The organism is Burkholderia sp. Bp9142, assembly GCF_003853415.1.
In the GTDB taxonomy this organism is placed as follows: Bacteria; Pseudomonadota; Gammaproteobacteria; order Burkholderiales; family Burkholderiaceae; genus Burkholderia.
Window position 1 is genome coordinate 505,461 of the sequence record NZ_QTPP01000001.1, and the last position, 23,127, is coordinate 528,587.

The window sequence follows — 23,127 nt, forward strand, 5'->3', positions numbered from 1 at the left end:
CGCTCCGGTATCGCCGTTCACGCCGGCGGCGCATGGCACCGCGCCGCCGTGTGAATCGCTTCACCGGCTTTATATCCGAACCCTCCGGATGCTTTGTATCCCAACGTATCTGTGTTCGGGGACGACACACTGCGATTCAAAATCGCACGCGAAACGGCGTGTTTCGGCGGCCGCGCGGCACACGCGGCCCCGTGCGCCGAAGCGTCAGAGCAGCTTGACGATCGCCGGCACGCTGAGCACGGCGACGTAGTACCCCATGAACTGGACGCCTGTGTTGAACGCGAACAGGCGTGACAGCATCCCGCCGAACAGGCCGACCGTGACGATCACCGCGAGCCCCGGCAGTTGCCCTTCCCACACGCCGATCACGACGATCAGCCCCGCGAAGGTCGCGATGATCGCCTCGTGGCTCAGCTTGCGCGCGACGAACGACGCCGCACGATGCGCGTGATGCATCGCGAGCGGATACGCGACCAGCGCGGCCAGCAGGATCGACAGCAGCCCGTAGCCGAGGAACTCGGGCCAGCTCATCAGCGTATGCAGGTTGTGGATCTGCCCGCTTGCCGCGTCGACCGTGAAGCGCGGCGGCGCATTGAACAGCGGCGCGGCCGGGCCGGCCGCGACCGGGCTCAGCGGCAGCCCGAACGCGATCAGCGGAATCATCGCCTCGGCGATGTAGGTCGCCTCGGTCACGCCGTTGCGCGCGGCGATCACGGTCGTCAGGCGCTGATACGCGTGACGCACCCGCGCGCCGACGATCTCGCCCATCAGCACCGTCATCGCGACCGGGCTGAACACGAAGGTCGCGCTCGACACGGCGGCCGTCCCGACCGTCCAGCCCACCTGCTCGCGGTCGAGCACCTTCAGCGGATTCGGGAAGTAGCCGCGCCAGCCCTTCACGTCCGGCGCGAGCACGAACGTCGACGGCCCGTCGCGACGCATGCGCCGCCGCTCGGCCGGCGACAGGATCGAGAACAGGTCGGCAACCAGCGGCCCGATCGCGATCCCGAGGAAATAGCTGACGCTCAGCTTCACGCCGTAACGGCCGGTCAGCGCCTGCAGCCCGACCACCAGCATCACGAACGGCACGAGCAGCAGCACCGACGCCCAGCGTCCTGCCGAGCAGTACGCGATACCGACGGCGGCCGCGAGAAACACCCATGGCGCGGCTTTGGCGATCACCGTGCCGAACGGTGCGAGCAGCGACGCGAACAGCACCGCGAGCGGCAGCGCGACGAACGCGGCGACGATCGCGCCGGAGATCATCTTGCGCAGCGCGATGTGCGGCACGCCGAGCGCGCGCAGCAGCGTCGCCTGCTGCAATAGCGGCGCGGCCATCGTGTCGCCGGGAATGCCGAGCAGCGCGGTCGGGATCGCATGCGTGATGTGCTTGGCCACCGCGCCCGCGAGGAAGAAAGTAAACACGCCGGCCGGCGGCACGCCGAGCAGCGCGACGAGCAACGTGAGCGGCGCGATCGTCGTCGTTTCGTCGGTGCCGGAGATCAGGCCGATGCCCGAGAACACGATCGCGCCGAGCAGCCCCATCGCCAGCGCGGCCGGCAACGCATGCAGGAGTGCATCCATCAGCGGCCTCCGGTGCGCGCCCGCGCGCTCGACGCTTCGTACGAAGCGAACAGGTCGAGCAGACCGAGCTCTTCCATCTCGGCGCGTGCGCTCGGCGACAGGTCGCTCACCGAGCCGAGCCCGCCCGATGCGTCGGCGAGCTGCCGGAGCGCTTCGTCGCGCTCGGGGCCGCCGGCCGCGTGCTCGATCACCGTGCGCTTCGGCTTGAACAGCCACGCGCACAGCGCGCCGGCCAGCAGGCAGCCGCCGAGGCCGATCAGCATCGCGTACGCCCGCGCGATGGCCGCGTCGCGCACGAACGACGCGAGCGCGAGCCGGCCGGCCTCGAAGGCGCCGAGGCTGATCGCGATGCCGAGCAGGACCGACCACGCCAGGTGCTTCGTGGCGACCGTGTCGCCCCACACCTCGACGAGCGTGTCTGCGGACGCATCGGCCTGCGCGAACGACTGCACGCGATGCGACGCCGATACCGCGCTTGAACCGGTCTGTTCCATGTGTCTCCTCCTCGATTGATATGTCGCCGGCAGCGCCGGCACGGCGTGCGGCACACGGCATGCCGAACACCGCGCGTCAGCCGTCGCTGCGTTCCGCCAGCAGCGCGACCGCGAAATCCGCCCGCACGTCCTTGGCCGCGACCATCCGTTGCGCGATCCGGTCGATGTCCGCGCCCGTTGCACCGGCCGCGACGGCGATGTTGCGCGCATGCAGCGCCATGTGGCCGCGCTGGATCCCTTCGGTCGCGAGCGCGCGCAGCGCGCCGAGATTCTGCGCAAGGCCGACCGCGACCGCAATCTCGCCGAGTTCCTGCGCGGACGTCACGTTCATGATCTTCAGCGCGAGACGCGCGAGCGGATGCGTCTTCGTCGCGCCGCCGACGAGCCCGACCGGCATCGGCATCTCGATCGTGCCGACGAGGTCGCCGTTGTCGGCCTTCTCCCAGGTCGTCAGCGACGTGTAGCGGCCGCTGCGGCTCGCATACGCATGCGCGCCGGCCTCGACCGCGCGCCAGTCGTTGCCGGTCGCGACCACCACCGGATCGATGCCGTTCATGATCCCCTTGTTGTGTGTCGCGGCGCGATACGGGTCGGTGGCCGCGAACACGTACGCATCGATCACGCGATCGATGACCGCCTCGCCCGGATAGTCGTCGGTCGCGAGTGTCCGCGCCGAGTACCGTACCTCCGCACGCGCCAGCCGAAGATCCGCGAGGTTGGACAGTATCCGCAACCGTACCTGCCCGCCGGTGATCGCTTCGATGCGGGTCGCGACGGCTTCGGCCATCGTGTTGACCGTGTTCGCGCCCATCGCGTCGCGCACGTCGACGATCAGGTGCGCGACCACCATCGCGCCGCGCGGCGTATCCGGGAACACATGCACCTCGATGTCGCGGCAGCCGCCGCCGAGGCCGACCAGCACGTTGTCGCGGCTGTTCGCGAGCGCGATCAGTTCGGCCGCGTGCCGCAGGATCGCGAGCCGCGCGCCGTACGGGTCGCCGACGCCGATCACCTGCACCTGCGCGCGCATCAGCGGCCCGCTGCTCGACGTGCGGAAACCACCGGCCGCGCGGGACAGCTTCGCCATGTACGATGCGGCCGCCACGATCGACGGCTCCTCGACGGCCATCGGCACGATCACGTCACGGTCGTTGATCCGGAAGTAGCCGGCGACCGCCATCGGCAGCTCGAACGTGCCGATCACGTTCTCGATCATTCCGTTCGCGGTGTCGAGCGGCAATGCGCCGGGTTCGGCGAGCAGCGCGTGCTCGGCATCGTCGAGCCCGACGGTACGGGCAAGGTGGGACAGGCGTTGTGCGGGCGTGAGCGCACGGAAGTTCGGCAACGCGGAATCGATGGGCATGATGTCGTTCTGTTTCGGGGTGGCGGTGTTGCCTGCCGCGGTTGCGGCGGGCAGCGGATAGCCGAATAATAGTCACGCTGTACCCATTGAAAAGGTACAGACGGACCAGACAGTCGACTATCCGTACCCATGACAGTGAACCTGCCTGACGGACCCTCACGATGAAACAGCGTGCAAGAGCCAGCCTGTCTGGCGCCATGGCGGACAATCTCGCCAGACAGATCGAGGAAGGCGTGTTGCCGGCCGGCGCGAAGCTGCCTTCCATCAGGGAATACGCCGAGGCGTCCGGGTGTTCGAAGAACACCGTGATCAGCGCGTTCGAGATGCTCGCCGCCGACGGCCTGATCGAGCCGCGCCGCGGCGCCGGCTTCTTCGTCACGCGGCGCGCGGCGGCCGCGCCCGACATCGACGAGCCGAGCTCGCTCGACCGTGCGATGGACATCGTGTGGCTGATGCGCGAGCAGCTTCACGAGAAGCCCGACGTGCTCAATCTCGGCGAAGGCTTCCCGCCGATCGAATGGCTCGAGGAAACGCGGCTGAACCAGTACCAGCAGCGCATCGTGCGCACCGGGTCCGCGTCGCTGTTCCGCTACGGCAGCCGGTTCGGCTACCTGCCGCTGCGCCAGTCGCTGCAGCAGAAGCTCGCCGGCTACGAGATCGAGGCACCGCCCGCGCAGATCGTGCTCACGCACGGCGCGAACCAGGCGATGGACCTCGTGCTGCGCTACTTCGTGCGCCCCGGCGACACCGTGCTCGTCGACGACCCCGGCTACTACCCGCTGTTCGGCAAGCTCAAGCTGAGCGGCGCGAACATCGTCGGCGTGCCGCGCGAGATCGACGGCCCGGATGTCGCGAAGCTGGCCGAGCATATCGCCGCGTATCGGCCGAAGCTGTTCTTCACGCAATCGGTCGGGCACAACCCGACCGCGACCGATACGAGCGCGGCCAAGGCACACCGGATCCTGCAGCTCGCCGACGCGCACGACCTGATCATCGTCGAGGACGATGCACTGGCCGACCTGCGGCCGCGCTCGCTCACGCGCATCTCGACGCTCGATCAGCTGCGCAGGACGATCTATATCGGCAGTTTCTCGAAGTCGGTGTCGGCGGCGCTGCGCGTGGGTTTCCTCGCGTGCAACGCGGCACTCGCCAGCGATCTCGCCGACGTGAAGATGCTGACCCACGTCAGCAGCTCCGAGTATTGCGAGCGCACGCTCGACGCGATCGTCAGCGACGGGCATTTCCTGCGGCACACGAATCATCTTCAGGAGAAGCTGCGGCGCGCGACCGCCACTGCGCTCGATGCGCTCGATCGGCTCGGCGCGCAGGTCTATCGGCCGTGCGAGCAGAGCCTGTATCTGTGGGCCGCGTTGCCCGGGTGGTCCGATTCGATGGCACTGGCGCAAGCGATGCTGGCGCGCGGCGTGATCCTCGCGCCGGGCGCGGTGTTCTCGCCGCAGGCCGATCAACCGTCCGCCTATTGCCGGTTCAATGTCGCGTATCTGGCCGACAAGCGGTTCGCGCAGGCGTTGCATGCGGTGAGGTAGCCACGAACGCGGGCCGGCATGGCAGCCGGCCCGGGTTCTCCCTCAGACCACGCTTACGCGCGACGCAACGGCCGGAACCCGGCACGCACTTCGCGGGCAAACAGTTCCGGCTCTTCCCATGCCGCGAAATGGCCGCCCTTGTCGACTTCGTTGAAGTAGATCAGGTTGTGATAGCTGCGCTCGGCCCAGCTGCGCGGCGCCTGGTAGATCTCGCCTGGGAACACCGTGATCGCCGCCGGCAGCGAGATGTCCACCGCGTTGAAGTTGTTCGAGTGGTCCTCCCAGTAGATCTGCGCGGAGGACGTCGCCGAATTGGTCAGCCAGTACAACGAAATGTCGTCGAGAATCTCGTCGCGCGGGATCGAGCGTTCGGGCACGCCGCCGCTGTAGGTCCACTGCGAGATCTTGTCGTACATCCACGCGGCCTGCCCCGACGGCGAATCGGCGAGCGCGTAGCCGACCGTCTGCGGACGCGTGACCATCATCGCCGAGTAGCCGCAGTTGTCGCGATAGAACGTCGCGAGCTTCTCGTACGCGGCCTTCTCCTTCGGCGACAGCGACGCCGGCGCCGGCGCGTCGGTCTGGAGCAGCGTCGCGATGTCCGGCGGTACCGTCGCCGGCATGTTCACGTGAATTCCGGCCAGGCCCTGCACGCGCTGCATCGCCATCCGGTGCGAGATCACCGAGCCGCAGTCGCCGCCCTGCGACACGAAGCGCGTATAGCCGAGGCGCGCCATCAGCTCGCCCCATGCGCGCGCGATGTGGTCGGAGCCCCAGCCCGGCTTCATCGGATGGCCCGAGAAGCCGAAGCCCGGCAGCGACGGCACGACGACGTGGAACGCATCGTCGGCGCTCGCACCATGCGCGGTCGGGTCGGTCAGCGGACCGATCGCCTTCAGCAGCTCGAAGATCGAACCGGGCCAGCCGTGCGTCATGATCATCGGCATCGCGTTCGCGTGCCGCGACCGCACGTGGATGAAGTGAATGTCGAGCCCGTCGATTTCGGTGATGAACATCGGGAAACCGTTCAGACGCGCCTCGCCCTTGCGCCAGTCGTAGTCGGTGCCCCAGTAGCGCAGCAGCGCCTGCATGCGTGCGAGCCGCACGCCCTGCGATTCGTCGGCGACGGTCTCGCGGCCCGGCCAGCGCGTCGCGGCGATGCGGCGGCGCAGGTCGGCCAGGGCTTCATCGGGGATATGAGCGGTGAACGGGCGTATGCCGTCGCCGCCGGTTGCCGCGTGCAGCGCGGTAGGCAGCATCGCGGATACACCGGCGGCCACGGAAGTGGCCAGCAGGTGGCGACGCATCGGGGAAAACGGTGTGGAAGACATCGTTCGGCATCTCCTTTCGTGAAGTGGAAAGTGAACATGCCGCGCGCCCTATCGCGCCGGTTTTCGTTCGGGCGCGCGCTGGTCATGCGGCGTCGCCTATTTGAAAGGTCTGATGTATCCGGGATTTGTCTGATTTGTACGCGTTTGTAGCAGGCGTGCGGATGTCGCCGTCAGGGGGCGATCCAGCGGCCTTCGCAGCCGTCGTCGTTCAGGTCGAATACCGCGCGGCGATGGCCGGTGCGGGCAAGTTCGAGCCAGTCGATGCGCGTCACCGTGACATGGAGCAGACAGAAGTTCCGGTAGCCGTCGTCGTCGGATGCCGTGCTCGGGCCTGCCGTGACATGCGCTTCTTCAGGCGACTCGATCGGCGTGCCCGGCCGCAACGGTGCGCGATACAACAGCAGCGTATGCGGACGGCTCGACTGCCAGATCGCGCGACGTTGCGCTTCGTCGTCGCAGATCGATGCAACGCCTTCCGCGCGAATCTGCACGAGCGCGTCGAGATCGCTCGCGACGATGGCGATGCGCGGATCGCGGCGCAACTCCGCAACCTTCTCCGAACGCGCGTCCGTATGAAACGCCAGCAGACGATCGGCGCGGCTCACTTGCCGCAATACGATCGTGCGCACCTTCGGCGCACCGTCGACGCCCAGCGTCGCGGCCTGCACCATCGTGAACGGCGAGCGCTGCGTGCCGACGCCGGACTCGAGGCAGGACCAGAGACGATCGCAGGTTTGCGTGAGCGATTCGGAAGCGGGATCGGACATGATGGCGCGGCGCGCTTGCGGAATTCGGTCGCGCCAGCTTAACCGTTTCGGCGGCGGGGCGCGTGGCGCCTCGTGGCTTCCGTTGCCAATCCGCCGCGTGGTTCAGTTGTAGCCGAGGACGGCCGGTGCGGCGTCGCGCGTGTCGGTCGGATCCGCGCCAAAGCGGCCGAGCACGTCCGCGACGTACTGCGGCCCCGCGCCGATCTGCGACGACTTGTGCTCGACCGGACGGATATCGGCCATGCCCGGCGCTTCGTCCATCCATGCGGTGTCGTTGATGACGATGTTCATGTGGGTCTCCTCACGCGGCCAGCGCCGCACCATACGCGCGCACCAGGCGCGCCACGCCTTCCCGGATCGCGTCGACGTCGGGCGCGGCGAACGACAGGCGCAGCGATGCGGCGTCGACGTTGTCCGCGAAGAATGCCTTGCCCGGCACGAACACGACCTTGTTCGCGATCGCCTGCTGCAGCAGCACGCCCGACGACACCGCGCCGATCCGCGCCCACACGAACATCCCCCCTTCGGGACGATGGAACGCGATCGCATCGCCGAAACCGTCGCGCAGCGCGTCGCACATCGCGTCGCACTTGCGCTTGTAGGCCGCCGTGATGCGCGGCAGATGGCGTTCGAGTGCGCCGTCGGCGAGATACTCGGCGGCGGTGGCCTGCGTCCACGGCGTGCTGCACAGGTCGACCGTCTGCTTCGCGATCACGCAGCGCCGCGCGATCTCGGCCGGCGCGATCGTCCAGCCCACGCGCAGCCCCGGCGCGACGATCTTCGACAGGCTCGCGAAGTGCACGATCCAGTCGCGCGCGCCCTCGACTTCGTGCGCGAGTGCGAGCATCGACGGCACCGGTTCGCCCGCGAAACGCAGGTCGCCGTAGGGATCGTCCTCGACGATCAGGAAACGGTATTGCACCGCGAGACGCAGCAGCTTCAGCCGGCGTTCGCGCGTGAGCGTCGCGCCGGTCGGGTTCGCGAAGGTCGGGACCGTGTAGAGCAGCTTCGGCTGCGCGATCGCGCCGGATGCGAGTTGCGACGCGAGGCGCTCGACGTCGAGGCCTTCCCCGTCGACGGGGATCGTGACGATGCGCGCCTGTTGCAGGCGCAGCGCCGCCAGCGTCGCCGGATAAGCCGGTTGCTCGGTCAGCACGACGTCGCCCGGCGCGACCATCACGCGCAGCAGCAGGTCGAGGCCCTGCTGCGAGCCGGTCGTGACGAGCAGTTCGGCCGGCGTGCATGCCACGCCGCGGCGCGCCATCAACGCGATCAGTTGCTGCTTCAGTTCGGCGAGGCCGTCGGTCGGGCCGTATTGCAGGCACCGGACCGGCTGCGCGTACGCGCGTTCGGCGGCCGTGTCCAGGCCATCGACGTCGAACAGGTCGCTGGCCGGATAGCCGCCCGCGAAGGAAATCATCCCCGGCTCGGAGAGGTACTTGAACAGCTCGCGGATCGGCGAACCGGCAGGATTCTGGAATGAGGGCGTAAACGCGTACATGTCGTCGTGAGCTGGATCGCACGGACGGCCGGGATAGCCGACAGGTGCCGCCCGCCACCGCGCTTCTGGCGCACCGGCGGGAATTCGAGCCACGATTGTCGACAGTCATTAACGCGGCGGCAAACGATATCTGTGCACTAGGTCTTGCGGTTTGGTCATCAATTGATGAAGCGCCGCGAATGCGCGACGCGCATCGCGGCCCCGGCATTCACGCCGTCACGGCCGCGCGACGCCATCAACGCGATGACGCCGGGCGGCACGTCCGCGTGCGATCGGACCGGGCCAGACCAAGGACACGCTCCGCCGCGCCTGCGCCCCTGACCCGGCCCGTCACGCGCACCGGACACGCAACGGACGCACACGAATCGCGCTACGCGTGCGGAGGCGATACGCCCTTCCTGACGTAGCAGGCAATCGCTTCCAGCATGCCGACGTCGAGGTCCTGCACGCGCTCGGCACCGAAATGGGTCAACCACTTGCCCGCGAGCTCCGTCTGCGTTGTCGTGTGCCCGGTCGCGGCAAGGGCATGCAGGTCTTCCAGTGCTGAACGCTGGTCCATGTTTTCTCCGTGATTGCTGATGGTCGGGACGCTGCCGGTTCCTGTCGCGATCAAGACGCCGTCAGACGGCCTCCAGGGCGAGGGCGATACCCTGACCGCCGCCAATGCACAAGGTCACCATGCCGCGTTTCACGCCATCACGGCGCATGGAATGCGCAAGACGAGTCGTCAGGACCGCGCCGGTCGCGCCGATGGCGTGACCGTGCGCGATCGCGCCGCCTTCGACGTTCACCCGCTCTTCGTCGATGCCGAGTTCCCGAATGACCGCGATCGGCACGGCAGCAAAGGCCTCGTTGATCTCGAAACGCTCCACGTCGTTCAACGACCATCCGGCACGCGCGAGCGCCATCTGTACTGCCGGCACCGGCCCCAGTCCGAACATGCCTGGCTCGACCGCACCCACGCCGTAGGAAACGAGCGTCGCGATCGGCTCGATTCCACGCGCCTCGGCATACCGCCGCTCCGCCACGACCATTGCCGCCGCACCGCTGTTCAATCCCGGTGCATTGCCTGCGGTGATGGTGCCGTCGGACCGAAACGCGGGTTTCAAGCCGGCCAGCGACTCGAGCGTCGTGTCCGGCCGCGGCTGCTCGTCGCGCTCGAACCTGACGCGTTGCTTCCGCCCCTCGATATCGACCGCGACAAGCTCGGCGTCGAACGCCCCGCGTCCTTGAGCCTCCACGAAGCGCCGTTGCGAACGTTCCGCCCAACGGTCCTGCTGCTCGCGCGTCATTCCCGCCCTCGCAACGAGGTCTTCCGTATGCCATCCGGAATGCCGACTGGAAAACGCGTCGACGAGACCGTCCCCGAGCATGCTGTCGACGATCTCGGTATTGCCCATGCGATGGCCCCATCGACCGCTATCCAGCAGATACGGCGCACGGTCCATGTTTTCCATACCGCCCGCCACCGCGACCTCGCCGAATCCGAGCCAGATTTCCTGGGCCGCATTCACGATGGCCTGGGCGCCCGAGCCACAGACGCGATTCACTGTCAGCGCGGGCACGGCCACCGGAATGCCTCCGCCGACGGCTGCCTGACGCGCGGGATTCATCTTGTTGCCTGCCTGAATGACGTTGCCCATCACGACCGAAGCCAACTCCGCCGGATCAACCTTGCTGCGGCGTACCGCTTCGCGCACCGCGATGGCGCCGAGCGTCGCCGCGGCAACGTCCTTCAACGTGCCGCCAAACGCCCCGATGGGCGTTCTTACCGGACTGCAGATCACTACCTGTCGAGCCACCATTTCAACACTCCATTCAACGTTCAGTTTTTCCTGATGCGATGCCACCGCATCGTCGCGAGCCGCCTGTAGGGAGGGGATGCGGCCTCGCGTGCCCGGCACGCTCGTGAACCCGTCTCTCGTGCTTGCGGGCGCAAGATCGGGGGCGCCGCGCGGCCCCCTTCCGTTGCGTCAGATCGATACCATTTCGAAATCCTCCTTGCCGACGCCGCACTCCGGACACTTCCATTTGGCCGGAATGTCTTCCCAGCGCGTGCCCGGTGCAATGCCGTCTTCCGGCGCACCCTGTTCTTCCGAGTAAATCCAGCCGCACACCAGGCACATCAACGTGCGCATCTCCACCGCCGTCGTGCTCATCTCGCCAGCTCTCCAAAATTCGACATTTGTCGCTTCACGAATTCGCGCACCTGCTCGCGTACCCTCGCATCCGACAGGATCCGCCCGTGACCCGTGCCCGGCGCCGGCCACAACGTCGCCTCCGGCAGGCCCGCCACGACCCGCTGCGCCTCGCAGTACGGCACCACGGGATCGGCCGGGTCGTGCACGACCAGCACCGGTACATCGAGCGACGCGCCCCGCGCCAGAATGTCCCAGTGGCTGACCGGCACGCCATTGCGGCGTTGCAGCTCCGCATAGATGCGCTCGATCACCGGACGCGGCAACGCCATGTCACGGCTCGCCCAGCGCTCCAGCACCTCGGTCAGCGCGATCGTCGGCGCGATCAACACGATGCAGCGCAACGACGCGCGGCGCGATCGCTCCGCCAGCGCCGAGATCGTCGCGATCGAGCCGAGCGAATGCGCAATCACCACGTGCGCGCCTTCGATCGCATCCAGCGCCGCGCCCGTCGCCCGCGTGAACTGCGTCATCGTCGTATGCTTGCCCGGCGAACGGCCGTGCGCGGGCGCGTCGAATGCCGCCACCGAACAGCCCAGCGCCTGCATCGGCTTGACGAAGCTCAGCATGCTGCTGCTGTCGGTGCCCCAGCCGTGCACGAGCAGCACCCGCGCCGCGCCGCCCTCCCAGCAATACGCGCGGTCGATGTCCGCGTTGCCCTCGATGGACGTCACCTTCGCGCCGAGCGGCACACGATCGCTGACGGGCAGCCCGTAGCCACGCGTAAAGCCGAACGCATCGGCCGCACGCCGTCCCGCCATGCGCGGCGCGAACGTGTTCAGCATCCGGAACGCGCGACGGCCGAGCCGCACGCGCAACGATGGCGCCTTCGCCGTCCGCCGTGTGATCGGCGAGACTTCCGTGTGATTCGCAGCCACCATCACCGGCCCTCCGTCGCCGCGCGCGCACCGACGGGCACTGCCTCCCGCGACAGGTTCCGGTAATAGCCGGACTCGGTGTCGTAGAAGTGGCAGTGACGGATCACGTGCCACAGATCGCCGAAGGTGAAATCCTTTTCGCGAATCATTCCCGGAAACGCTTCCTTGAGCGCCGCCTGTGCCTTCGGCAGGTTGTAGAACGGCACGATCGGCGCGACGTGGTGCGCCGTATGCACCGAAATGTTGTGAGTCATGAAGTGCAGCCACTTCGGATACCGGTAGTCTGTCGTCACAAGCAGGCGACTTGCGTTCGGCGTCCAGTGCTGCGACGGCAGAAACGGGATGTCGTCCGACGTGTGGTGCATCAGTGTCGTGGCGCTGAACCACGCATGAATCATGAGCCACGGCACGACGAAGTACAGGAACAGGCCCGTGATGCCGGTCAAGTAGATCAGCGCGGGGAAATAGAGCATCGCGACGATCAGCACGAAGCCGATCGAGCGCTTCACGTCGCGCCGCATCTCGCGCTTCGGATAGAAGCCGGGACGGAAGCCCGATTCCTTCCAGTAGCTCACCGTACCGGCCCAGAACAGCCACTTGCGGGTACCGGCGTACTCGAGCCGCTTGAGGAGCGGCATGCGATCGTAAAGCGGCGCGGGAATCGGCCGCCAGTCGGTGTCGAGCTCGAGGTTGTTGGTGTTCGCGTGGTGCAGGTTATGCGTGTGGCGCCACGCATGGAACGGATACAGCAGCGGCAGAAGCGATAGATGCCCGATCATCAGGTTGAAGCGCCGGGAGCGGGAGAACGAGTTGTGCCCGCAATCGTGCGCGATGCAATGCAGCCCCCAGCCGCCCAGGCCCGCGAGCAGCCACAGCGGAACGTAGAACAGCCAGTGCGGCGCAAACGCGATGCCGACGATCGCGCCGATGTACGCCGCATAGCTCACCACGAAGCCGAGAACGCCACGCCACGCGCGCGGCTCGTATAGCGACTTTGGAATCGCGTCGGTCAGCCGTATGCCCTCGAGTGCCTTCGATTTCTGCAGGAATTCGTCGAAACGCGCCGGCGGCGCGCTCGGAACGGTGTAAGTGTTCGCCATGTCGATCTCCCGCTTACGCAGCCTGCAGACCGAGCTCGGTCGAGAGGTGGCGCGCCAGCTCGTCGATGCTGTTGTGTTCGAACAGCAGCGCCGGGGACAGTCGCTGCTCGACGACTTTCTCGAGATCGCCCGACACCTGCACGGCAACGATCGAATCGAGCCCATACTCGTCAAAGCGTTTGGCGGGATCGATGGCAGCCCGGTCCACCTTCAGCTGCTTCGCGAGCCGGTCGACCAGCCAGCTTCGGATCGACGCTTCCGTCAGGGGGCCGACGTCGGCGGCCACCGCTTTCTTGCGGCCGAACAGGCCACCCAGGATTCCAGCTTGAGACATGATGAATAATCCTTCTATACGAGGGAGATGAACAGATTCACGAACGCAACCTGCTTCAATACGGTTGCTTGGCCAACTTGCGGATCGCGGCCGCCCCCGGCAAGCGCAGGTCCCAGACGACACCCGCCTTGCCGAGCGTCCAGAGCACCCACGCGCTGAGATCCGGCTCGTACCACTTCACCGAATGGCGATACGACGCGGGGAACGCGTGATGGTTGTTCTGCAGACCTTCGCCGAACGTGAGTACGGCGACGGTCCAGTTGTTCGCGCTGTTGTCGTCGGTCTTGAAAGGCCGTCCGCCGAACATGTGGCAAACCGAACCGACGCACCAGGCAGCCTGATTGGCCAGGAAGACCCGTGCGAAGCCACCAAACAGCAGCCCGTTCCACGCGCCGTGCCAGGACCCGCTGATCGCGCCCCCGATTGCGGCGGGCAGCACGAGGCCGAGCACGACCCACCACGCATAGGTGCGGTGATAGAAGAACAGGCGGCGATCGCGCAAGACATCGGGGGCGAAGAACGTCCACCCCGACACGTCCGGGGCCAGCATCCACGGCATGTGCGCGTACCAGAGGCCGCGCAGCTTCGCGACCAGGCCCGCGCCGGCCAGGTTCGGCGAATGCGGATCGCCTGTCTGGTCGCTGTACAGGTGATGACGGCGATGTGTCGTCACCCAGAACATGATCGGCCCCTGCGCGGCCATCGAACCGCAGATCAGCAGCAGCCCTTCGAACCACTTCGAGGTCCGGAACGTCTTGTGCGCAAGATACCGATGGAAGCCCATCGTGATCCCGCCCATGTGCAGAAAATAGAACACCGCGAACAGCACCAGGTCGGTGACGGCGAAGTCGCCCAGCACGAGTTGACGCACCGCCAGCGCGAACCCGGCAAGCGGCACCAGCATGACGGCCAGGGCGGTATAGCGTTTGACGCGCGCACCGCTGCCTTTTAGCGGCGAAACGCCGGGGATCTGGCCGTCGGCGGCCGACAGCCCGCCGGCGGCAGTCACGCCGGGGGCAACCTGAATCGACGAATTCATAGGATTCTCCAAACGCGGATAGAGGATTACGGCGAAGTTGAGGAGGACGCCGCGCGGCGCTTCGGCGCATAGCGCACCTCCGTGACAAGTCCCAGCGCGTCGAGCAGGCGGATGAGCCAGGCGGAGGGATCGATCTGCCAGAACGCGTGATCGTTGTTGGCGAACGCCGGCTGCGCATGATGGTTGTTGTGCCATGCGCCGCCCACCGAAACGATCGCGAGCAGGCCCAGGTTGCGGCTATGGTCGCGCGTCGCGTGCGGACGGGTGCCGATGGTGTGGCACAGCGAATTGACGGCCCAGGTCGACTGATCGAGCAGGAAGATCCGCGCGAGTCCGCCCCACAGGAAGCCGCCGACGGCCCCGAGCAAGGACTGCCCGGCGGGCGCGAGCAACGCGCCCGCGAGCGCGGGAATCGCGAGGCCGAGCAGCACCCACCACCCGTAGCGCAGATTGAGATTGACGATCAGGCGGTCGCGCAGCAGGTCCGCGGCATACGCGCTCCAGTTCTCGCGGCGCACGGTGAATAGCCAGCCCACGTGGCCGTGCCAGAGGCCCGCGAACCGGCTCGGCTTGCCGTGCCGGTTCGCGCGCGGGCGCGGCGAATGAGGATCGCCGTCCTGATCGGTGAACGCATGATGCATCCGGTGCGTGGCGGCCCAGAACAGGATCGGCCCCTGGGCGGCCATGCTGCCGAGCACGCCGAGCATCACGGTGACCACCGGCCGCCCCTTGAACGAGCGGTGCGAGAAATACCGGTGCATGCCGGTTTCGACACCGATCGCGGTCGAGAAATACATCACCGCCAACAGCACGAAGTCGGTTGCGCGCCACCCGTATATCCACGTGTAGGCAATCGCCAGTACGAAACCGAGCGCGGGAATGCCCACGGTCAGGTAAGCGAGCCGGCGTGCGCGCACGTCGGTATCGGCTTGCGCCTCGCGGGCGGCGGCCGGTGTTCGCGAAGACAAAGAATCCGCTTCAGCCATGACTGGCTCCGAAGAAAGACAGCGTCAATGAAGATCGGGAAGGCAGTTCGTGCGAACCGCTTATGCGCGCGTCTCGAGTGCACTCAAGCTGCCTTGCTGGAACGCCTGCTTGCACGCTTGCCGGCGCACCTTGCCGCTTGTCGTGAGCGGAATCGCGCCAGTCGGGCCCAGGTGCACCACTGCCGGCGCGACGCCGTGATCGCGCGTCACCGCCAGCGTGATCGCTGCCCGCACCTCGCTCATTTGCTCGGGCCTCAGACGGCGCGAGCGTTTGACTTCCGCGACGATGACGAGCGATTCCCCGTGCCCGCCGTCGATCGAAAAAGCCACCACGCCGTTCGTGCGAATCGCCTCGTGCGCCGCTTGCACCGATCCCTCGATGTCGGTCGGATAGAGATTGCGCCCGGCGACAATCACGACGTCCTTGATCCGGCCCGTCACGAACAGCTCGCCGCGGTTCAGAAAGCCGAGGTCGCCCGTGCGCAGGTAGCGCGCCGGATCACGGCCGTCGTCTCCGTCGTCTCCGTCGTCTCCGTCGGCGATCGTCGCGGCGAAGATGTCGTCGCTGTCCGCACGGTTCAGATAGCCGGCCGCAACGTTCGGACCACTAAACCAGATTTCGCCGACGGTCCGCTCCGGCAGCACGCGCTTCGTCGCCGGATCGACAATCAGCAGTCGATGGCCGGCCGCCACGGACCCGCACCCGACCAGCGTGGTACGTCCGTGCTCGCCACGTTCCGGGTCGTGCGGCTTGCACCGGCCCCGCACGAGCGCATCCTTGTCGACATCGATCAGCGAGACCGGTGAACGGCCCACCTTGCCGGATACATAGAGCGTCGCCTCCGCCATTCCGTAGCAGGGAACCACGGCGCCGCGCTCGAAGCCTTGCCGGCCGAAGCGCGCGAAAAAACGGTCGAGTGTCGCGTGGTTCACGGGCTCCGCGCCGCAGAATACGTGCTGCAAGGAGCGCAGATCGAGCGTGGATGCCTCTTCTTCACTGATGTTGTCGACGCACAGGTCGAACGCGAAATTCGGTGCGACGCTCGTGGTCACGCGGTAGTCGGTGATCGCCCTGAGCCAGCGATACGGACGCTGGACGAAATGCTGCGGCGACAGGATCACGAGCGGAAAGCCGCTAAACACGGCGAGCAGCAGCGCGCCCATCAGCCCCATGTCGTGATACGGCGGCAACCACGTGCAGCCGACGCGGTCCGGATCGGGGCCGAGCCGGTCGGCTATCACCGCGCAGTTGCTGACGAGATTCTCGTGCGTGACGACCACGCCCTTGGGCTCTCCCGTCGATCCCGACGTGTACTGGAGCAGCGCCGGCCGATCCAGGTCGACGCGCTGCGCCAGCAGGTTCCGGACGTCATATGCCGATGCTTCGCCATCGTCGAAGGCATCTTCGTCGATCGTCAGCAAGGCCGGCGCGGCGCGCTGGTCGCCGTAGAGCGCGTCGAGCTGCGGCTGCAGCGAGCGGTGAAGCTTGCCGGCAATGACCACGTCAGGATGGGCGTCGCGACAAATCGATGCGAACCGTGCCACTGCGCGAGAACCGGCAGGCGGAAACGAAGGCACCGCGGTGGCGCCCGCGAGCAGGATACCGAACAGCGCCGCGACGTAGCTCAGGCCGGGTTCGAGCAGCAGCAATACGCGCCGTTCGTGCAGCGAGTGCTGCAGCACCATGTTGCGCACCTGGACGGCAGCGGCGGCGAACCGGCCGTACGACCAGCTCACGACATCATCCTCGCCGTCGCGAAGAAAATGGAATGCGATCCGCTCAGGCGTTTGCTCGGCACGCTCTCGAAGGATATCGAGCAGAGACGAGGTCATGCGCTCCGCCGTCAGGGTGGAGGGGGGAATGCTACCGGCCATCATGAGACCCTCGGATAATCGGTGTTGTTTTGTTTTGATGAAAGCTTGATGCGCCAACCGGCGCTGACCGGCACGCGGCCATCAATGCGCCGTCGCGGGCGCAAGCGCGCGCGGTCGCGTATCCACCGGCGCGCACAGGATTGCGGTGGCCAGCCCGAGCGCGATCTGCAGGTAACACAGGGTGCGGAATTCGGCGAGGTGCACGATCGCGTTGCCGGTCATGGCGGCCGTCAGCGCCACGCCGAACACCGATCCCATCTGGCGTATCGCCTGGTTCACGGCCGAGCCCACGCCGAATCGGGCCGGCGGCAGATGCGCAACGGCGGCGGCCGACAGCGCGGGCATCACCATGCCCACACCCAGTCCGGTCAGCAGCGCCCCCGGAAGCCACGCGTGCACATAGTCGGGAGTGACGCCGGGCACCAGCGCGAACCAAATGCTTGCCGCCGTGGAGACCAGGCTCCCGGTCACCAGCAGAAGCCGGTGCCCCGCGCGCGCCGCGAACCGTCCGCACACGATCGCCGTGGGGACGACGAGCAGCGGCCCGGGGCTGCCAGCCAATCCCGCCTGTGTCAGCGAATACGACCAGACCCCCGTGGTAAACAGGAATGTCTGGAAAAACATCATCGCGAAGCCGATCGCGAAGCACAGCGAAGCGAGATTGATGTAGCGGTAAGTCCGATCCTGGAACAGCGAGAGATCGATTGCCGGCGCGCGTGCCGTGCGCGCCCATGCAACGAACGCTGCCAGCATGACCAGCCCACCGGCGATCGCCAGAGCCACCGCCGGGGAAGTCCAGCCGAGCGCCTCCGACTGCACGAGGCCGAAGGCAATCGAGCCGACGCCGAGGATCAGCAAGACGACGCCAACGAGATCGAGCGGCGCGCCCCGCTCGGGATCACGCGACTCGTCGAGAATGCGCCACCCATGCCACAGCGCGATGGCCCCGAGCGGCAGGTTGAGAAAGAAGGCCCACGGCCAGCCGAAGTGATCGACCAGGAACGCGCCGAGGCTCGGCCCCAACGCACCTGCCACCCCGCTGACTGCGCCCCACAGGCTCACGGCAATCGCCCGTTTGCTGACGGGGAACGCCGCCAGCAGGATCGACAGCGATGCAGGCAACAACAGCGCCGCGCCGGCTCCCTGCACGGCGCGCATCGCCCAGAGCATCTCGACATGCGTGGCGATGCCACAGCCCAGGGATCCTGCCAGGAACATCCCGAGACCGAGCAGGAACGTGCGCTTGCGCCCGCGCAGATCGGCGAGGCGGCCGGCCGGCACGAGCAACGCGGCGAACACCAGCGTGTACGCGTTCAGCACCCACGACATGCTGGCCGGGTCCGCATCGGGAAACGCCCGTCGCAACGCGGGAAATGCCGCGTAGAGCACGGTGACGTCGATCGAAACGAGGAACACCGCCACACTTGCGATCCAGAAAACCGGCCACGGCGACATCGAGCTCGACTGCGCCTGCGGAGCGGGCACGCTGGGTCCGTTCATGGGTTTATACCTCGCGCGGCTGAAACGGCGTCACGCCGTCGCCCGATTCGGATTCGAAATACGACGCGTCGAGAAACGGGAGCGTTCGCGCCCGCATCCGCGCCTGAAACAGCGCGACGACCGGCCACGGGCGCATCGCCATGGCCATGCCCTTCGCATTCCGGGCATCTTCCCAGTGAATGACGTTCGCCACTTCCAGCGGCAGCCCGCCGACCTCCCCTGTCCAGAGGCTCAGCGTCGTGGCGCCGGCCGAAAGACGCGGGCCGCTCGCACGCCCCCCGTATACCGCGATCGAGTGGCCGCACACGCGTTCGACATCGGCGCTGCCGCGGATCGGCTTGCACGCCACCGGACTCGTCAGAAACATCTCGTCGGTGATACCGAACGGCAACCTGGCGTCCAGCACTTCATCGTCGGGCGCCGGCGGCAACGCGGCATCCATCCCCGGAGGCAGCGTCCACGCGTCGACGTCGACGAGATCCCGGCTCGCGTCATACAGCGCCCGGCGGACCGGCGCGGGAAACGAGCCGAGGAAGATGTCGACCTGGATGCGCGTGCCGGACCGGCGCGCCACCGTCACGCCGCGAATCTGACGCTCCTGGAAGCGGCCGTGCCATTCGCGCCCGCCGATATCGGCGCCGCTCCACGCGTGGGTCGACTCGACCTCGGAGAAGATGCCCTCGGCGGCAGCCGCGAGGCGCTCGACCCGGCCGCGACCGACGATTTCTCCGAACGTCATGGGATGCCGCAAGCTGACCTCGTCCTGCGCCGACGTGTCGAGCTCGCGCAGCAACTCGCCGACATAGAGACCGGCGCATCCTTGGTGATTCATCATCGTTTCCTTCCCGGTGATCGTCGATTCTTCCTCTGCGCGCGACAGGCGTGCCGTCTCGCGGTGCGTCATACGGCGGCCCGAATGGACGCGTTCGCCCCCATTCGCTCCAATATCCGCCGCGCGGCAAACGCCGGTCGATCGAGCTGGATGTCGATCATCGGCGCCGTGGGGTTCCAGTTCGCCTGAAGGCTCTCCGCGACGTCCTTGTCCTCCATGACGGTGGAGAACACTTCCTTCGCGGTGAACTCGGTAAACCGTTCGTTCCCGATGTCGAAATCGCGGTGCATCCCCACGAAGACATGCGTTGTGGTGTCCGTGGCGGGCGTGAAGATCGTCGTCGTGTAGACGTGGTAGACCTGGCCGCTGGAATCGTCGCAGGCGTGAGCCCTCGTTTCGACCCGCGTGTTGCCGATGGGCCAGTAGACGACCTCCTGGAAGCGGTCGATGTAGTCGAGCTTCAGGATATGGGTGTAGAGCGGCGGCGTCTTCTCGCGGCGCAGGTAGCGGCGCACGCGGACTTCGTCGTCGTTGATCACGATTTCGGGCGGAGTCTGGACGATGTCGAGCGAACCCAGCGTCTTCGCATGCACGAACGCGGCGTGCGAGATGTCGAGGATGTTGTCGATGCCGAACAGGTAGCTGCAGGCGATGGTGCAATAGCTCATCTTCCCGGCGAGTTCGGGCGCCGAACAGACCCAATGGTCCGGGATCGTCGCCTCGTCGGCTTTGTCCGGCTCGCCGGCCCACAGCCAGATGAAGCCGTATTTCTCGACGGCGGGGAAGGTCCGCACGCGCGCGCCCTTCGGGATCGTGCTCTGGCTCGGAATGCTGACGCACGCGCCGGAGCAGTCGTACCGGAGCCCGTGGTACCAGCACTGGAGGTCGTCACCGACAACGCGCCCGCGGGATAACGGAACCTGCCGGTGCGGGCATCGGTCCTCAAGGACGACGATCTGGTTCGCCGACGTACGGTACATGACGATCTTCTGATTCAGGATCGTCCGCGCAAAGGGCTCCCGCTGGACTTCCTCGGAAAGTGCTGCTGCGTACCACGCATTCTGGATAAACATGATTCCTCTCTTTGCTACATGGGCGGCGTTGTGGCACACCGGACGCGAGTTCGAGCTGGCGTGTGCGTTCCGGATCGTTTCTACTTGCGCGCGACGGCGACCCGCGCGTCGCCGTCCCGCGCTTCGGCCGTGGCCGCTTCGCGATCGAGACGACCGTCTGCCATCCGCTCGAGGAAGTCGTCGGTCGCGGACTGCAGGTTGACGCAGGGATACTGGAAGCGACCCGTCGTATAACGCAGCGCCCCAAGGAAGGACGGCTCGACCGGCGCGCCTGCCGCCTCGAACAGCCCGTGCGACGCCAGGTACGTGTGGAGCGCCGGCAGCCGGTAACACGGGACGGCCGGATACTGGTGGTGTTCGAGGTGGAAATTGCTGCCGCAAAACAGCGCGGTATAGATCGGCGACGTGTAGCTGCGGCTGTCGCGATATCGACCCGGCACGGTATCCGTGTGCTCGATGTATGCGCGGATCGTGCTGAACACGTACACCCCGATATACGGGATCAGCATGACCGTGAAACCCAGCCACAGCGAGCGATGCCAGATGAACCCGTAGGCGGTCACCGCGCCCAGGTTCAACGCGATGTTGAGCCGGGAGATCCAGCGCATTTCGCGCTGGCTGAACGGCAGCCGCGTGTTCTCCGGCCAGGGCAGCCCCGCCGCCATGCGCAACGCGTTCTTCGTGTAGATCCGCACGCCCTTGGAGCGCGCGAGAAAGATGCGCGACCAGAACGTGCGGTGCTGCGAATAGATCTGGACATCCGGGTCGATGTCCTGGCCGGTGAAGCGATGGTGCTTCCAGTGCGTCATGCTGAAGCCGACGATCAGGAAGCCGGGCACCAGCGACGAGCAGATGAGCGCGAGCGCGGCGCTCACGTACTTGTTGCGATGCAGGTTCGTGTGCATCCCCTCGTGCCCGACGAAGGTCAGCAGGTGCATGCCATGCCCGCCGATCACGCCCAGGACGATCGCCATGGCAACACGTGCCGGCGTTGACGCCGGGATATCGACGACGGCGAACGCCACCGCGGCCGGAATCAGGAAGAATGCGAGCGCGTGCGCCAGATAGAGGATCGTGGCGACGGAACTGATCCGGTGGAAGTGTCGCGGCAGCTTGAGCCGCGAGAATGCGACATCACCGTCCAGCGTGGCTTCGATGGTCATAGCGTCTCTCCTCGATTTACGCGACGCAGGGCCGGCGATGGGCGAACGTGCCCCGCCGTGGCTTGAAATCGCGTGGCTGCAACGGCCACGCACCGATGTTCCGCGCGCTCATATCGACGCCCTGACGCGCACGTCGTGATCGCTGCCAAGCGCGCACGATTCGATCTCGTCAGGCTCGGGCGCTCGAGGCCGACCGGATTGAGCCTCCTCGGCCAGACGCTGGCGCAACGCCATCTCGGCGCGGATCGCCTCGCCTCGCCGCGACATTTCGATCAAGGGCTGGATCACGCCCGTCTCGCCGCGTGCCACGGCCTCGTCCGCCCATTGCTTGATATCGCTCGGATCGAATACCGCAAACGGCGAGCACCGGCGATTCTGCGAGGCAAGCAGGCGTGCCTGCAGCACCGGGTCGGCCACCAGCTTGCCGTACAGGATCCGGCTGAGCGGGTTGTTGTGACCGGGGTCGCCGCGACTGCGCGAGTATTCGAACAGGTCGATCGAGGTCGCGTCGCGCTGACGCCAGTAGCGCACCAGCGCGTGGTCGCCGCCCTCGACAATCGCTTGGCCGAGCGCGCGCGCGTCGCGCAGCGCATCGGTAATCCCGAACCCGGGGGACGGATCCATGAAGAGGCCCGCGTCGCCGACCAGGGCCCAGCCTGGCCCTGCCGCCTGACGGAAGAAAAAGCGCAGCTTCAACGCGCCGAGCACCTTGCTCGCCGGCTCCCCGGTAATCAGCGGAGCCGTGTGACGGTTGGCTCTCAGCGTCTCCATGAGCTTTTCGAGCACGCGCCCTTTCCACTCCGGCAACTGCGTTTTCACGAACGCCACCCCGATCAGCAACAGATCGCGGTTGGTCGGAAACACGAAGACGATATCGTCGCCGAAGATGCAGTTCATCGCCCCGCCCTGATAGCGCGGATCGTCGTCGAACCAGTCCGGCCGCGGCCAGTAGGCCCAGTACATCGCACGGGGGCAGTCGTAGTCGTGATACGCCTCGGCGCCCACCCGTTCCGCCACGGTAGAGTGCGGACCGTCCGCGCCCACCACGACCCGCGCCCGAATCTCTTCACGGGCGCCGCCATGTTCGACCACGGCGCCCGTCACCCGCTCGCCGTCGCGCAGCAGGCCGACCAGCCTTGTCCGCGTACGGACCTCGGCCCCCGATGCTCGCGCGTCCTCCAGCAAGAGCGCATCGAGATCCATGCGGCGCGGGCAGGAGCAACGTCCGCCGACCGGATACTCGACGCGGCCGGTGATCTCGTCGACGCCATACATCATGCTGGGCACCGGTGGCGCGAAGCTGCGCACCTTGTCGCCAAGAGACAGTTCGTCCAGCAGCGCCATGCCGTACGGCGAAATCCAGTGGGTGGACAACGGCTGGTCGCTCGGAAGATTGCCCGCGTCGATCGCCAGAACGCGCTTGCCGGCGCGCGCCAGATGAATCGCGAGTGTGGCGCCCGCGCAGCGGGCGCCAACGATGAGGGTGTCTAACACGGAAAGTTTTCCCTTTGGATAACGACTGGAACCCGGGTTGCACATGACGCGGCCTCGCCATCGAATGG

Annotated in this window: 22 protein-coding genes; 1 reads left to right on the forward strand and 21 read right to left on the reverse strand. The window is 66.8% G+C overall.

Going from position 1 to position 23,127, the window contains the following annotated elements:
- Positions 1 to 204: 204 nt before the first annotated feature.
- The 3 genes from DIE22_RS02315 to DIE22_RS02325 all read right to left on the reverse strand — a co-directional run bounded on the left by DIE22_RS02315 (position 205) and on the right by DIE22_RS02325 (position 3,441).
- Entirely contained in the window at positions 205 to 1,584 is a 1,380-nt protein-coding gene (locus tag DIE22_RS02315; RefSeq protein WP_124499425.1) for a tripartite tricarboxylate transporter permease, read from the reverse strand.
- Positions 1,584 to 2,078: a hypothetical protein gene (locus tag DIE22_RS02320; protein WP_124604350.1), complete on the reverse strand. Its 495-nt coding sequence runs from the start codon at positions 2,076 to 2,078 to the stop codon at positions 1,584 to 1,586. Before DIE22_RS02320 ends, DIE22_RS02315 begins: the two co-directional genes overlap by 1 nt.
- A gap of 76 nt (positions 2,079 to 2,154) precedes the next feature.
- Positions 2,155 to 3,441: a hydroxymethylglutaryl-CoA reductase, degradative gene (locus DIE22_RS02325; RefSeq protein WP_124499427.1), complete on the reverse strand. Its 1,287-nt coding sequence runs from the start codon at positions 3,439 to 3,441 to the stop codon at positions 2,155 to 2,157.
- Between the two features lie 161 nt (positions 3,442 to 3,602).
- Between DIE22_RS02325 and DIE22_RS02330 the strand changes: the two genes are divergently transcribed.
- A complete protein-coding gene (locus DIE22_RS02330) occupies positions 3,603 to 4,988 on the forward strand; it encodes a PLP-dependent aminotransferase family protein (RefSeq protein WP_124604351.1) in 1,386 nt (461 codons plus the stop codon).
- A gap of 53 nt (positions 4,989 to 5,041) precedes the next feature.
- Here the strand turns inward: DIE22_RS02330 and DIE22_RS02335 are convergent, their stop codons facing one another.
- From DIE22_RS02335 to DIE22_RS02420, 18 genes are all read right to left on the reverse strand, one after another.
- Entirely contained in the window at positions 5,042 to 6,319 is a 1,278-nt protein-coding gene (locus tag DIE22_RS02335; protein ID WP_124604353.1) for an epoxide hydrolase family protein, read from the reverse strand.
- A 170-nt stretch (positions 6,320 to 6,489) separates the two neighbouring features.
- Positions 6,490 to 7,086: a pyridoxamine 5'-phosphate oxidase family protein gene (locus DIE22_RS02340; protein WP_124604354.1), complete on the reverse strand. Its 597-nt coding sequence runs from the start codon at positions 7,084 to 7,086 to the stop codon at positions 6,490 to 6,492.
- A 102-nt stretch (positions 7,087 to 7,188) separates the two neighbouring features.
- Positions 7,189 to 7,377: a hypothetical protein gene (locus DIE22_RS02345; protein ID WP_124499431.1), complete on the reverse strand. Its 189-nt coding sequence runs from the start codon at positions 7,375 to 7,377 to the stop codon at positions 7,189 to 7,191.
- Between the two features lie 10 nt (positions 7,378 to 7,387).
- Complete coding sequence (locus DIE22_RS02350) at positions 7,388 to 8,587, reverse strand: PLP-dependent aminotransferase family protein (RefSeq protein WP_124604356.1); 1,200 nt, start codon at positions 8,585 to 8,587, stop codon at positions 7,388 to 7,390.
- Positions 8,588 to 8,957: 370 nt separating this feature from the next.
- A complete protein-coding gene (locus DIE22_RS02355; RefSeq protein ID WP_124499433.1) occupies positions 8,958 to 9,146 on the reverse strand; it encodes a hypothetical protein in 189 nt (62 codons plus the stop codon).
- A 61-nt stretch (positions 9,147 to 9,207) separates the two neighbouring features.
- The gene (locus DIE22_RS02360) at positions 9,208 to 10,392 is read right to left on the reverse strand and encodes a thiolase family protein (protein ID WP_124604442.1); all 1,185 of its coding nucleotides are present in this window, start codon (positions 10,390 to 10,392) and stop codon (positions 9,208 to 9,210) included.
- Positions 10,393 to 10,560: 168 nt separating this feature from the next.
- The gene (locus tag DIE22_RS02365; RefSeq protein WP_124499434.1) at positions 10,561 to 10,746 is read right to left on the reverse strand and encodes a rubredoxin; all 186 of its coding nucleotides are present in this window, start codon (positions 10,744 to 10,746) and stop codon (positions 10,561 to 10,563) included.
- Positions 10,743 to 11,666 carry an alpha/beta hydrolase gene (locus DIE22_RS02370; RefSeq protein WP_124604357.1) on the reverse strand — a complete coding sequence of 308 codons (924 nt, stop codon included), beginning with the start codon at positions 11,664 to 11,666 and terminating at the stop codon, positions 10,743 to 10,745. The genes DIE22_RS02365 and DIE22_RS02370 overlap by 4 nt, the downstream gene beginning before the upstream one ends.
- Positions 11,666 to 12,763: a fatty acid desaturase gene (locus tag DIE22_RS02375; RefSeq protein WP_124604359.1), complete on the reverse strand. Its 1,098-nt coding sequence runs from the start codon at positions 12,761 to 12,763 to the stop codon at positions 11,666 to 11,668. Before DIE22_RS02375 ends, DIE22_RS02370 begins: the two co-directional genes overlap by 1 nt.
- A gap of 13 nt (positions 12,764 to 12,776) precedes the next feature.
- Positions 12,777 to 13,097: an acyl carrier protein gene (locus DIE22_RS02380; RefSeq protein ID WP_124499437.1), complete on the reverse strand. Its 321-nt coding sequence runs from the start codon at positions 13,095 to 13,097 to the stop codon at positions 12,777 to 12,779.
- Positions 13,098 to 13,152: 55 nt separating this feature from the next.
- On the reverse strand, positions 13,153 to 14,136 hold the full coding sequence (locus tag DIE22_RS02385) for an acyl-CoA desaturase (RefSeq protein WP_124499438.1): 984 nt from the start codon (positions 14,134 to 14,136) through the stop codon (positions 13,153 to 13,155).
- Positions 14,137 to 14,162: 26 nt separating this feature from the next.
- Positions 14,163 to 15,122, reverse strand: coding sequence for an acyl-CoA desaturase (locus DIE22_RS02390; protein WP_124499439.1), 960 nt, complete (start codon positions 15,120 to 15,122; stop codon positions 14,163 to 14,165).
- 60 nt (positions 15,123 to 15,182) lie between these two features.
- Complete coding sequence (locus DIE22_RS02395; RefSeq protein ID WP_260426585.1) at positions 15,183 to 17,054, reverse strand: fatty acyl-AMP ligase; 1,872 nt, start codon at positions 17,052 to 17,054, stop codon at positions 15,183 to 15,185.
- Positions 17,055 to 17,078: 24 nt separating this feature from the next.
- On the reverse strand, positions 17,079 to 18,497 hold the full coding sequence (locus DIE22_RS02400; protein WP_124499440.1) for a DHA2 family efflux MFS transporter permease subunit: 1,419 nt from the start codon (positions 18,495 to 18,497) through the stop codon (positions 17,079 to 17,081).
- 4 nt (positions 18,498 to 18,501) lie between these two features.
- Positions 18,502 to 19,329 (reverse strand): hypothetical protein, encoded by an 828-nt coding sequence (locus DIE22_RS02405; protein ID WP_260426586.1) that lies wholly within the window; start codon positions 19,327 to 19,329, stop codon positions 18,502 to 18,504.
- Between the two features lie 68 nt (positions 19,330 to 19,397).
- Entirely contained in the window at positions 19,398 to 20,402 is a 1,005-nt protein-coding gene (locus DIE22_RS02410; RefSeq protein WP_124499442.1) for an aromatic ring-hydroxylating dioxygenase subunit alpha, read from the reverse strand.
- Positions 20,403 to 20,482: 80 nt separating this feature from the next.
- The gene (locus DIE22_RS02415) at positions 20,483 to 21,565 is read right to left on the reverse strand and encodes a fatty acid desaturase family protein (protein WP_124499443.1); all 1,083 of its coding nucleotides are present in this window, start codon (positions 21,563 to 21,565) and stop codon (positions 20,483 to 20,485) included.
- 108 nt (positions 21,566 to 21,673) lie between these two features.
- The gene (locus DIE22_RS02420; protein ID WP_124499444.1) at positions 21,674 to 23,059 is read right to left on the reverse strand and encodes an NAD(P)/FAD-dependent oxidoreductase; all 1,386 of its coding nucleotides are present in this window, start codon (positions 23,057 to 23,059) and stop codon (positions 21,674 to 21,676) included.
- Positions 23,060 to 23,127: the final 68 nt, after the last annotated feature.